Here is an 11,972-nt window from a genome sequence, read left to right as displayed (position 1 = left end):
CAATGAAAAAGAAAGTACTCTTTATCGATAGAGATGGGACAATCATCAAAGAACCACCTACTGATTTCCAGGTAGATAGTTTAGAGAAACTGGAGTTTTTGCCAAAGGCTATTTCCAATCTAAGGAAGATAGCCGAAGAGACTGATTTCGAACTTGTCATGGTCACCAACCAAGATGGGCTCGGCACAGCTTCTTTTCCTGAGAAGACCTTCTGGCCGGCGCAGTTTAAGATGCTTAAGACCTTGGAGCAGGAGAATATCTTCTTTAAGGAAATTCATGTGGACAAGAGTTTTGAATATGAAAATGCGCCAACACGAAAACCTAATACCGGACTTTTAACGGCATACTTCTCAGAAGAATATGATCTGGAAAACTCCTATGTGATCGGAGACAGGATGACTGACGTGCAGCTTGCTGAGAATCTTGGTGCCAAAGCTATATTTATAGGCGAGCCTACTGAAAGAGCCGCCTTGAGCACCAAAGATTGGGATGAGATCTATAACTTTCTGAGGATGCCTCCCCGGTCGGCGGAAGTCCGAAGGAGAACTTCGGAAACTGACATTTTCATTAAGTTAAACCTAGATGGAAATGGGCATTGCGATATCAAAACGGGTCTGCATTTCTTTGACCATATGCTGGAGCAACTAGGCAAACATGGGAGTACTGATCTGGAAATCAAAGTAAACGGAGATTTGCATATAGACGAGCATCACACGATAGAAGATACAGCATTGGCCCTTGGCGAGGCTTATCTGAAAGCACTTGGCGACAAGAAAGGTATCTATCGCTATGGATTCTTATTACCAATGGATGATGTACTTGCCCAGGCTGCAATAGACTTTGGCGGGCGTCCATGGATGGTCTGGGAGGCGAATTTCAAGCGGGAAAAAGTTGGCGATATGCCTACCGAGATGTTCTATCATTTCTTCAAATCCTTCTCTGATACTGCCAAATGCAACCTTAACATCAAAGCAGAGGGAGACAATGAACACCATAAGATCGAAGCTATCTTCAAAGCTTTGGCACGGGCTATCAAAATGGCAGTCATGCGTGACCCCAGAAACATCAATCAGCTGCCTAGTACCAAGGGAGTGCTCTAGTAGTTAGACAATTATGATTAGGCGAATAACTTGAAGCTCTAGTCAAAATTTATTTTAGGATTAGGAAAATTTCACAGAAAAAATTTTTTCCAATCCTATTTTTTTTGTTTATTTAGTCATGAAACGACTTTTCCGTACCCTGACTATTATTTTATTGATAATTGCAAGTAGCTCATGCTCAAGCAGCCTTCAGAAAATCGAGCAACTCTATAACAATAACAAATATGAGGATGCCCTTGAAAACCTAAACCAATACCTTTTTTTTCATGTGACGGACGTCAAAGCCTTACATTTGCGTGCCAGGTGCTACGAAGAGCTTGGTCAATTAGAAAAATCGAAGGCCGACTATGAACGCATCATCTCCATCGACAATGAATATGCACAGGCATATGCAGGCTTGGCCAAGTTACTTTTTGAGCAAAAGGATTATGAAAATGCCGAGACTAGGATTTTACGTGCGGCGACATTAGATGCGGAGGATTTTGAGGTCTTGTATCTGCTCGGACGTACCATGATCATGACACAGAAATTTGACAAAGCTGAGGAATTTCTCAGAAGGGCATCAGAAATGAATCCTGAACATCCAAAAGTTTATTTTTATATAGGAATGTCACTCGCTTATCAAGGAGACGCCATGGGATGCGCTGCTGCTTTCAATCATTATGTTCAGCGTGAGCCTGACAATGTTGTAGGTCTTTATAACCGAGGTTTTGCCTACATGAATGCGGGTTACTTACAATGGGCTTTGGAGGATTTTGATGCTGTGCTCAAGAAAAACCCAAATCACCTTGAAGCTATGTCCAGAAAAGGTCTTTGTATGACCTCTATGGGTGACTCCGATGGATGCCTGTTCATTCAAAATGCGGCTAAAAAAGGCAGCGATTTTGCTAAAGCCCAACTGGAATCCTGTGCTTCATAACCTAACCGCTCCTGAATGGCTTTTTTATAATTGCCAAGCTTTCAGTGTGAATTTTTTCGACTATCTAGTTAGGAGAAATAGTAAAGCCTTTTGACAAAATCATGCCTGCAATCACAAGGAATCCCTTAGGACTCTATTTCTAAAAGATAGCTTTTCGATGAATTCCAAATGATAGTGTTGAGACTATTCAGTATTGGGATGCCGAGTATGTTGATCTTATCCAGCCAAGAAAAAAAAGCAGAATAAAGATCAAATAGTCCCCAGGTCGATTTGAAAAGCAACAGGGAAAACCACCCCTCATTCACTTCCTGGTCAGACCAACTTACAATCTGGTGGGAAATATCAAGATCTGATAGTATATTGGATAGCACCAAATTTTCTTCCAAGGAATTTGTATCTAAGCTCACAGTGAGAAATAAGAGACTATAGTTACATGCGGCATGGCGTTTTTTACCACAAAACTAAACTTTAACCAAAATTTATAAAGACCGTTCTTCTAAAATCGGTCTTAAGCCTTACTTTTGGCTTTTGCTCGAAATATGACCCATCGAAAACTCGTCATCATCCCTACTTTCAACGAGAAAGAAAACATCCTGGAAATGATCCAAGCAGTGATGAATCTTTCAGGTGGATATGAACTATTGATTATCGATGACGGTAGCCCGGACGGTACCGGGGCTTTGGTCACAAGCCAACAAATCGCCTATCCAAAAAGATTACACCTTATAGAAAGAGAAGGCAAATTAGGTCTGGGCACGGCTTATATCACGGGTTTTAAGTGGGCGCTGGAAAAAGACTATGACTATATTTTCGAAATGGATGCCGACTTTTCACACAATCCTGAAGATTTAAACCGTCTTTACAATGCTTGTGCTGATGACGGTTTTGATTTAGCCATTGGCTCCCGATATATCACAGGTGTAAACGTGGTCAACTGGCCTATGGGACGCGTATTGATGTCATATTTTGCCAGTGTATATGTGAAATTCATCACTGGATTACCGATCAAGGATGCCACGGCAGGATTCAAATGCTACCACAAATCCGTACTAAAAGGCATCAAGTTGGATGAAATAAAGTTTGTGGGGTATGCCTTTCAGATCGAAATGAAATTTACTAGTTGGAAATTGGGTTTCAAGCTGATAGAAATACCGATAATATTCACGGACCGTACCAAAGGCACATCCAAAATGAGTCCCGGGATTTTCAAGGAAGCTGGTTTTGGAGTGATCTCCATGAAAATCAAAAGTATTTTCAGTCCTTACCAGCTTAATCAAAACGGATTGATCGAATAGGTTCCACCCTTGAAATCACCATGACAGGGATCCATAAAACAGCAGCGGTAAGCAAAACAATTCCAAAATTGATCAGGATATAAACAGGCCAGTTCCAATGTATGGGAACATAACTCATGTAATAACTCGCCGGGTCTAATGGAATTAATTTAAATTGATCCTGCAATATCCCGATTCCTAGCCCTATTGCATTTCCTATCAGCATGCCGCGAAGAAGGATATTGATCCCATTCCAAAAGAAAATCTGCTGGATTTGCTTATTGCTTGACCCTAAAGCTTTAAGCAATCCAATCATCTGTGTGCGCTCCATAATCAGGATAAATAGAATTGCCCCCATATTAAAGACTGCCACAAAACCGATCAAACCTATAAACACATAGACATTATTGTCCAACAGGCTTAACCAATCGAAAATCTCAAGGTACTTGTCCTCGCTACTGACCAGCTTTAGATCAAAGTCCATAAGTTCTTCTATGGCATGAGTGTAAGAAGAAATCTTACTGAAGTCGTCAATATAGATTTCCATTCCCCCAATTTGATCTTTTTTCCAGTCATTGAGAGTCCTGATAGTCTGAAGCTCACCAATAATGATCTTCTCATCAAAATTTTCCAGGTAAGTCTGGAAGATCCCCACCACTTCCACTCTCCTATATCTGGGCGGATCCTGTACGAAATACAAGGTGATCTTGTCCCCTACACTTAGCTCCAGCTTATTGGCTATCAGATGGCTGAGCATCACTTCATTGCTGCTTCCTTCATCAGGGATGGAAATCATTCTTCCTTCAATCACATATCTCTGAAATGCCTGTGCATCAAAGTCCTTCCCTATACCCTTCATCAGGACACCTTCTACTTCTTCATTCCCTTTTATCAAAGCGGCTTTGTGCGCAAAAGACTGCACTTTTTCAATAAAAGGAAGCTGCTTGTACCCTTGGCCGAATTCCGAATCAAGAGAGAAAGGGGCCTCTTCAAAGGCATTGCTCATCGTGAACCGCTGCACTTGGTAGTGACCTGTAAAACCATATACTTTTTCAGATACCGTGCGCTGAAATCCCCCTAATACCATAAAGGAGATCAAGGACACAGCCAGACCCAAAGCGAGGCTTCCTACTGCGATTTTGTGTATGGTAGCCGAAAATCCACCAGCTTTTTTAAAGCTGATTCTTTTGGCAATGAAATAGGAAAGGTTCAAAGGACTGCTTTAATTTGTTCGATCAGATTGCAAAATAACATGAACCTAACGAAACTTAAGCCCTTTATTTACTTTTTGAGTATTGCGCTCTTATTTATAAGCTACTCTCTTGTCACCAGCGCAAGACAAGGGAGGGCGATGGTCGGTGCCGACCGACCTGAACTCTACTTGAAGCAGCTTCAGGGAAAAAATGTGGGAATAGTCGCCAATCAAACCAGTATTCTGACACATAGTAATAACAAGCACGTCGTCGATTTTCTTTTGGAAAAAGGAATCAAAGTGAAGAAAGTATTTGTACCGGAGCATGGTTTTCGTGGTCAGGCAGATGCAGGCGAAAAGGTGGATAATACGGTAGATTCCAAGACAGGATTGCCTATAATCTCGCTCTATGGAAATAATAAGAAACCAAAACCTGAACAAATCGCGGACCTTGACATTCTGGTTTTTGACTTACAGGACGTAGGAGTAAGATTCTACACTTATATCAGCACCATGCATTACCTCATGGAAGCAGCCGCTGAAAACGGCAAAAAAGTCATCATTCTTGACCGGCCTAATCCCAATGGGGATTATGTAGCAGGACCGGTACTGAAAAAAGGCTTTGAAAGTTTTGTAGGGATGCATCCCATTCCTGTAGTTCATGGATTGACTGTAGGAGAGCTGGCACAGATGATCAACGGGGAAAAATGGCTCAAGGGCGGAATAAAAGTGGATTTAGAAGTTATCCCGGTAGCCAACTGGACTCATGGTACAGCTTACAAACTTCCCGTCAAGCCTTCCCCAAACCTGCCAAATGAGCTTTCGATCAGATTGTATCCCAGTATGTGTTTTTTCGAAGGGACCATAGTCTCGCTGGGGCGTGGCACCCATTTTCCATTTCAGGTCTATGGCTATCCCGACCCAAAATTTGGAAACTTTACCTTCACTCCAGTAAGCATAGACGGGATGTCCAAAAACCCGCCCCATCAGGATAAAAAATGCTATGGAGTGAATCTTGGAGGAGAAGCACTATCTCATGGGTTTACGCTGAAATACTTGCTGGATGCCTACCATAAATCTGGCAAAGAGCAGGCGTTTTTCAATAACTTTTTCAATACACTGGCGGGAACTGATCAGTTGAAAAAAATGATTATGGCTGGAAAGTCTGAATCAGAAATTACAGCCAGCTGGCAAGAAGATTTGAAAAAGTATGAAATCCTTCGCGCTAAATATCTAATGTACAATTGAGTTTGATCACCTCAAGCTTAAATCAAACTATTATGGACAAAGATCTTAGAATCATATATATGGGCACTCCTGAATTTGCAGTGCCTGCCCTAGAGCTACTGGTGGAAAATGGTTGGAACGTAGTGGGCGTCATTACTGCTCCGGACAAGCCGAAAGGCAGAGGTCAGAAACTAGTTCCTTCTCCTGTAAAAGAAGCAGCCTTGAGATTAGGCTTAACTATACTCCAGCCAACAAACCTAAAATCCCCAGAATTTCTGGAAGAACTTGGGTCACTAAAGGCAGACTTACAAATAGTGGTGGCTTTTCGCATGCTTCCTGAAGCAGTGTGGAGCATGCCCACACAGGGCACATTCAATTTACATGCGTCACTTCTGCCCAACTACCGGGGTGCTGCGCCGATCAACTGGGCGATCATCAACGGAGAAAAAGAAACCGGAGTGACTACTTTTTTCTTAAAACATGAAATTGACACCGGAAGCATTATCTATCAGGAAAAAGTATCAATTGGTGAGGAAGATGACCTCGGGTCAGTTTATGAAAAACTGATGAATCTCGGGGCTAAACTGGTACTGAAAACTGTGGAGGATATTGCGGAAAACAAGGTAAAGGCCATGCCTCAGGATGAATCCATGGCTATACATCATGCCCCAAAGATTTTCAAGGAAACATGTGAGATCGACTGGAATAAACCTGCCGAATCCATCCACAATCTAGTTCGGGGGCTGTCGCCCTACCCTGCTGCATGGACAAAATTGGGTGGTAAAATCTGTAAAGTCTATAAGACTACATTCATTCCCAGTCAAAATACAGGCAAGGCAATTGGAGAACTCATAACCGACAATAAAACATTTCTAAAAGTCCAAACGGGAGAAGGAATTCTCGAAATTCTTGAATTGCAGATGGAGGGTAAAAAGCGGATGAAAGTGGAAGATATGCTTAGAGGGTTCAAGTTTTAGTAGAAAAGACCTATAACTCTACTCTTTACTTACTGTGTTTCTAGGTGAAACGTAAATGAAAGAAAAAATGAAATTGATCTACACTAAAATGATGTAGAACCTTAGTATCATTTACAAAATAATTCTATTGCGAATTTCTAGTTTTAGCTGATTTTTAAGAACTTGCTTAAGTATTTTCACCTTTTATTATAAGATGGTTATGAGAAGCTTTACTAAATATTTGTTCGTTATTCTGATTTTCCTGGGGTCTTCAATCTCATCTGAAGCCCAATTCATAAAAAAAATACAGAACGCCGCTAACCGAGGCATAGAGAACGCCATAGAAAGGAAGGTCGAGGATGAAGCCTCCAAAATGACCGAAAGGCAATTGGAAAAAATGTTTTCCAATATGTATGGGGATGATTCTCTCAATGCGAGGGGCATCGATATGGAAAGCATCATGAAAGGATTGGGAGAACCTGTGGAAACAGAATCTGCTTATGTTTTTTTTGGTCATATAGTCATGGAAATGAACTCCACAGATGAGAAAGGCAAGGCGCAGGATCCGGTAATGATCAAATCCTATTTGACTAAAACAACCGACTATTCAGCTATGGAACTGGTAGATTCCAAAAACCCAAAAAACTCCACTGCTATGGTTTTTGATGTGAAGAATCAGGCTTCTGTACTTTTCTTGGACAACAAAGGTGAAAAATCAAGTTTTGCTTACAAACTAAACCTGGATAACCTAGATGACATGGTGGACGCCCATCTGGACACTATGGACATTAATTCTGATGTAATCTTGGAAAAAACAGGCAAATCAAAAGACATACTTGGCCACAGCTGTGAAGAATATCATGTAAAAACTGAGGATGGGGAAGGATATTATTGGGTGACCAAAGATCCTATAGGGGGTTATACTTCCTTCTGGGGAGCTAATAGCCCAATGATGACCACTAAAACACAAGAGAGATACTCCAAGCATTTCAAAGATCTTCCGAAAGGAAATTTCATGGAAATGACATTTACCTCTACAGAAAGTGGAAAAATCAATATGAAAGTTATAGAAATAGATGAGTCATCAGAGAAAATGTTTACAATGCAAGAATATCCCAACCTGATGAATTCCATGCAGCAGAATTAATTCTACGTTTTTTTATTTTTTATGGGATCAAGGCCTGTTATCTTCAAGGCAAGAAGTATATTCTATGAAGATATCACTCATAGCCGCTTTGGCTACCAATCACATCATCGGTCGGGACAATGATCTAGTTTGGAGGTTGCCAGATGATTTTAAGAGATTCAAAAGAATTACCTCAGGCCATTTCATCCTTATGGGGAGAAAGACCTTTGAATCCTTGGGCAAGCCCCTCCCCAACCGTACCCATATCGTAATTACCAGAAATAAGGATTATCAGATTCCAGAAGGGCATTTTGTCTTCGAAAGTGTGGAGAAGGCATTTATTTTTTGCCAAAAAAAGGGTGTATCCCATCTCTACGTAATCGGAGGGGGTGAAATCTATAATCAAACCTTGCCTTTGGCTGATGAACTTGTGCTTACAGAAGTAGATGCCTCACCTGAGGGCGATACATATTTCCCCGAATTCAGACGGGAAGATTGGAAAGTCACATTCGAGGAGCATCACCCAGCCGACGAGCGTCATGAATACTCCTTCACATACAAAAATTACGAAAGAATCACTAGGTAGCATGGCTAAAAAAGTAATATGGATCACCGGTGCCTCGTCAGGCATAGGCGAAGCGTCAGTGTATAAATTCATCAAAGAGGGTTACCAAGTAATTCTATCTGCCCGTAACCAAGATAGACTGGAAAAAGTAAAGTTTTCCAGCGGCAGTCCCCACCATTGCAAAGTCTTGCCACTTGACCTGATAGATCATGGATCTTTTGCTGAAAAAACCAAGGAAGCCATAGCTGTATTTGGGCATGTGGATATGATACTTCACAATGGAGGGATCAGCCAGCGCTCTCTGATCTCTGAAACCCCTTTAGAAGTAGATAGGAAATTGATGGAGGTAAACTACTTTGGTACCGTGGCACTAACCAAGGCGCTTTTGCCTCATTTTATAGAAAGGAAATCCGGGCAGTTTGGAGTGATTTCTTCTTTAGTGGGAAAATTCGGTTCTCCCTATCGCTCGAGTTATGCAGCTGCCAAGCATGCCCTCCATGGTTTTTTTGAATCACTACGTCTTGAGCATTTCCATGACAATATCAAAGTGACCATGATATGTCCCGGATTTATCAAGACAGATGTATCGAAAAATGCGCTGACTGCAGACGGAAGTCCTCTCAATGAGATGGATAAAGCCCAGGAAAACGGGATGAGTGCCGAAGAATGTGCCAAACATATCCATGATGCGCTCACTAGACAAAAAGAGGAGGTTTATATAGGTGGTAAAGAAACAATGGGAATCTACTTAAAACGTTTTGTACCTGGGATATTCAACAAAATCCTTCTTAAATCAGAGGTAAGATAAAAACATAAACAATACGGATTGGTTGGCTATAGCAAATAAAAAACCACAACACATGAAATCGAGCATGTCGATATCGACACACACTGGCGTGATTATAAACGCTGAGGGATTCCATGTGACCATTAAAAAAAGAATTATAAACACATGAAAGTAGTCACAGCGGAGATAATTGCCATAGGGGATGAATTACTGTACGGACAAATCGTCGATACTAACAGCCATTGGATCAGTCAGGAGTTGGATCTTATTGGGGTAAAAGTAGTTAGGAAGACCACTGTTGGTGATGACCGCAAGGATATTTTGGCCGCTTTTGCCTCAGCTGAAGCGAGAGCTGATATTGTTTTGATCACTGGAGGACTAGGACCTACCCTGGATGATTTGACTAAGCCCCTTATGGCGGAATATTTTGACTGCCCGGTTGTGGAAAATCAAGCCGCGGTGAAAGCAGTGACGGAATTTTTCCAAAAAAGAGGCAGGGAAATTACCCCATTGAACATTCTACAAGGCCACTTGCCGGTTTGCTGTACCTATGTTCCCAATGAAGTCGGCACAGCACCGGGAATGTGGTTTGAACGGAATGGAACCTATTGGATGTCCATGCCCGGTGTTCCCCATGAGATGAAGAAACTGATGCGGGATTTCGTTCTACCAAAACTACCAAATCTTTTCTCCCTCCCGGTAATAGTCCACAGAATGATTAAAACTGTAGGAATTGGTGAAAGTTGGTTGGCAGACCTGATCAGAGACTGGGAAAACGCACTGCCTTCCACTATTCGGTTGGCCTACTTGCCTTCATTGGGACAGGTAAAACTCCGTCTTACTGGATTTGGTACGGTAAAGTCAGAAATAGAAAAGTCTATACAGCAACAAATTGAACTCGTATCACCTAAGATAGAACCATACATATATGGCTATGATTCCGAGACTTTGGAAGAGGCTATAGGCAAACTATTGAACCAACACAACAAAACTGTATCTTTAGCAGAAAGCTGTACCGGAGGATACATTTCTCATTTGATTACAAGTATTTCAGGAAGTAGTTCGTATTTTCAGGGAGCAGTAGTTCCCTACCATAACCAATTCAAAAATGAACTTGTACGGGTAAAAAACGATACCTTAAACGCATTTGGAGCTGTGAGTGAAGAGACTGTAACTGAAATGGCACTTGGGGTCAGGGAATTATTCAAGGCAGACTATGGGTTGTCAAGTAGTGGGATAGCCGGCCCAAAAGGGGGGACAGCAGAAAAACCTGTTGGCACAGTCTGGATTGCCTGTGCAGGGGAAGATTTCGTGGAAACAAAAAAACTTCAGCTGACCCAAGACAGGATGCTAAATATCCAGCTGACCGGAATAGCCGTCCTGAATTTGCTTAGAATTTGTATTTTAAAGAAATAACAAATAAAATTTCTACCAAAAGGATTGGGATAGAGTTTTTTAAAATTTAATTTTAAAACTTGTATATAAACCCAATAAATCATTAATTCATAACCATGGCGATTGTAGAAATGCTGATGCCCAAGATGGGCGAGAGTATAATAGAGGGAACAGTGTTGACCTGGCTCAAAAAAGAAGGCGACACTATAGAACAGGATGAATCCGTGCTCGAAGTGGCAACGGATAAGGTGGACACTGAAGTCCCCTCCACCCATGCAGGAATTATAAAGCAAATCCTTGCCAAAGAAGGTGAAGTGATTGCCGTCGGTGCTCCTATAGCTATCATAGAAACTTCTGGAGAAGATACTAAACCTACTATTCCTAATCTGGCCGACAAGGAGAACTCAAAGGCGGAACTTGTTGCCTCAGCCCCTGAGAATACTACTGCAATTCTGGCTAGTCCTGAGACTTCAAAGTCTGACGAAGTGGAAGATGACAGATTTTATTCCCCTCTTGTACTGAGCATAGCTAAGGAAGAGGGAATATCAAAAACGGAGCTATCTAAAATACCGGGAACAGGAAAAGACAGCAGGGTAACCAAGCAGGATATGCTTAGCTATCTTCAGACACGTACCTCCGGACAGAAAGTGGCCAGCAGCCCCATACCTTCTATATCTGCCCCCAAAGTACAGGTGAGTATTTCAGGAGAAGATGAGATCATAGAGATGGATCGTATGCGCAAGATGATTGCCCATCGCATGATCGAGTCCAAGCAGACCTCCGCCCACGTCACCTCCTTTGTAGAAGCGGACATGACCAATATCGTTCTTTGGCGAGAGCGAAACAAACACCAATTCAAGGAGAAGTTTGGCGAGTCTATCACCTATACTCCATTCTTTATTGAGGCAGTGGCAAAGGCAATCCGGGACTTCCCCATGATAAATATCTCAGTAGATGGAGATAGGATCATCAGGAAAAAAGACATCAATGTGGGTATGGCAGTTGCCTTGCCTTCCGGAAACCTTATTGTTCCTATCATCAGAAAAGCTGACCAGCTGAATCTAGTAGGTATCGCTAAAAAAGTAAATGAACTGGCAAATTTGGCCAGAAACAATAAGCTAAATGCTGACCATCTTGCTGATGGCACCTATACAGTATCCAATGTAGGCTCTTTTGGCAATGTGATGGGTACTCCCATAATTCCTCAACCTCAGGTCGCCATCATGGCGGTAGGTGCAATTGTGAAAAAACCTGCGGTAGTGGAGACTCCCACAGGAGACGTAATCGCCATCAGGCACAAGATGTTCCTTTCCCACTCATACGACCACCGTGTAGTGGATGGCTCACTAGGAGGTAGATTTGTGAAGCGGGTAGCAGACTACCTTGAAGCATTCGATATCCATACATCATTATAAAAACAAAAGCCGGTCT

The 11,972-nt window shown here is 42.0% G+C and carries 11 protein-coding genes; 10 read left to right on the top strand and 1 reads right to left on the bottom strand.

Annotated features, from left to right (window positions below; all coding sequences use genetic code 11):
- Positions 1–2 precede the first annotated feature (2 nt).
- The 3 genes from hisB (at position 3) to LZF95_RS12690 (ending at position 3,314) form a co-directional block, all read left to right on the top strand.
- Positions 3–1,100, top strand: coding sequence for a bifunctional histidinol-phosphatase/imidazoleglycerol-phosphate dehydratase HisB (hisB, locus tag LZF95_RS12700; RefSeq protein WP_233755432.1), 1,098 nt, complete (start codon positions 3–5; stop codon positions 1,098–1,100).
- Between the two features lie 118 nt (positions 1,101–1,218).
- On the top strand, positions 1,219–2,019 hold the full coding sequence (locus tag LZF95_RS12695; protein ID WP_233755429.1) for a lipopolysaccharide assembly protein LapB: 801 nt from the start codon (positions 1,219–1,221) through the stop codon (positions 2,017–2,019).
- 539 nt (positions 2,020–2,558) lie between these two features.
- On the top strand, positions 2,559–3,314 hold the full coding sequence (locus LZF95_RS12690) for a polyprenol monophosphomannose synthase (RefSeq protein ID WP_233755427.1): 756 nt from the start codon (positions 2,559–2,561) through the stop codon (positions 3,312–3,314).
- Here the strand turns inward: LZF95_RS12690 and LZF95_RS12685 are convergent.
- Entirely contained in the window at positions 3,289–4,506 is a 1,218-nt protein-coding gene (locus LZF95_RS12685; protein WP_233755425.1) for an FtsX-like permease family protein, read from the bottom strand. The two genes, LZF95_RS12690 and LZF95_RS12685, sit on opposite strands and share 26 nt — an antisense overlap.
- Positions 4,507–4,545: 39 nt before the next feature.
- Here LZF95_RS12685 and LZF95_RS12680 point away from each other — a divergent pair, with 39 nt between their 5' ends.
- From LZF95_RS12680 to LZF95_RS12650, 7 genes are all read left to right on the top strand, one after another.
- Positions 4,546–5,733, top strand: a complete 1,188-nt coding sequence (locus LZF95_RS12680) for an exo-beta-N-acetylmuramidase NamZ domain-containing protein (RefSeq protein ID WP_233755423.1) — start codon at positions 4,546–4,548, stop codon at positions 5,731–5,733.
- Positions 5,734–5,765: 32 nt separating this feature from the next.
- Positions 5,766–6,689, top strand: a complete 924-nt coding sequence (gene fmt, locus LZF95_RS12675; protein WP_233755421.1) for a methionyl-tRNA formyltransferase — start codon at positions 5,766–5,768, stop codon at positions 6,687–6,689.
- 199 nt (positions 6,690–6,888) lie between these two features.
- Positions 6,889–7,815 carry a DUF4412 domain-containing protein gene (locus LZF95_RS12670; protein WP_233755419.1) on the top strand — a complete coding sequence of 309 codons (927 nt, stop codon included), beginning with the start codon at positions 6,889–6,891 and terminating at the stop codon, positions 7,813–7,815.
- A 64-nt stretch (positions 7,816–7,879) separates the two neighbouring features.
- The gene (locus tag LZF95_RS12665) at positions 7,880–8,380 is read left to right on the top strand and encodes a dihydrofolate reductase (protein ID WP_233755417.1); all 501 of its coding nucleotides are present in this window, start codon (positions 7,880–7,882) and stop codon (positions 8,378–8,380) included.
- Position 8,381: 1 nt separating this feature from the next.
- On the top strand, positions 8,382–9,167 hold the full coding sequence (locus LZF95_RS12660; RefSeq protein ID WP_233755415.1) for an SDR family oxidoreductase: 786 nt from the start codon (positions 8,382–8,384) through the stop codon (positions 9,165–9,167).
- A 144-nt stretch (positions 9,168–9,311) separates the two neighbouring features.
- Positions 9,312–10,562: a competence/damage-inducible protein A gene (locus tag LZF95_RS12655; protein ID WP_233755413.1), complete on the top strand. Its 1,251-nt coding sequence runs from the start codon at positions 9,312–9,314 to the stop codon at positions 10,560–10,562.
- Between the two features lie 95 nt (positions 10,563–10,657).
- Complete coding sequence (locus LZF95_RS12650; protein ID WP_233755411.1) at positions 10,658–11,956, top strand: dihydrolipoamide acetyltransferase family protein; 1,299 nt, start codon at positions 10,658–10,660, stop codon at positions 11,954–11,956.
- Positions 11,957–11,972: the final 16 nt, after the last annotated feature.

Source organism: Algoriphagus sp. AGSA1 (assembly GCF_021390545.1).
GTDB lineage: Bacteria > Bacteroidota > Bacteroidia > Cytophagales > Cyclobacteriaceae > Algoriphagus.
Note: the sequence above shows the minus strand (reverse complement) of the source record. Positions and strands in the feature narration are given on the sequence as shown.

Excerpts from the sequence above, each read along its gene's own strand:
- fmt (WP_233755421.1), top strand. The coding sequence starts at position 5,766 with ATGGACAAAGATCTTAGAATCATATATATGGGCACTCCTGAATTTGCA.
- LZF95_RS12690 (WP_233755427.1), top strand. The coding sequence starts at position 2,559 with ATGACCCATCGAAAACTCGTCATCATCCCTACTTTCAACGAGAAAGAA.
- LZF95_RS12655 (WP_233755413.1), top strand. The coding sequence starts at position 9,312 with ATGAAAGTAGTCACAGCGGAGATAATTGCCATAGGGGATGAATTACTG.
- LZF95_RS12660 (WP_233755415.1), top strand. The coding sequence starts at position 8,382 with ATGGCTAAAAAAGTAATATGGATCACCGGTGCCTCGTCAGGCATAGGC.
- LZF95_RS12650 (WP_233755411.1), top strand. The coding sequence starts at position 10,658 with ATGGCGATTGTAGAAATGCTGATGCCCAAGATGGGCGAGAGTATAATA.
- LZF95_RS12695 (WP_233755429.1), top strand. The coding sequence starts at position 1,219 with ATGAAACGACTTTTCCGTACCCTGACTATTATTTTATTGATAATTGCA.
- hisB (WP_233755432.1), top strand. The coding sequence starts at position 3 with ATGAAAAAGAAAGTACTCTTTATCGATAGAGATGGGACAATCATCAAA.
- LZF95_RS12680 (WP_233755423.1), top strand. The coding sequence starts at position 4,546 with ATGAACCTAACGAAACTTAAGCCCTTTATTTACTTTTTGAGTATTGCG.
- LZF95_RS12670 (WP_233755419.1), top strand. The coding sequence starts at position 6,889 with ATGAGAAGCTTTACTAAATATTTGTTCGTTATTCTGATTTTCCTGGGG.
- LZF95_RS12665 (WP_233755417.1), top strand. The coding sequence starts at position 7,880 with ATGAAGATATCACTCATAGCCGCTTTGGCTACCAATCACATCATCGGT.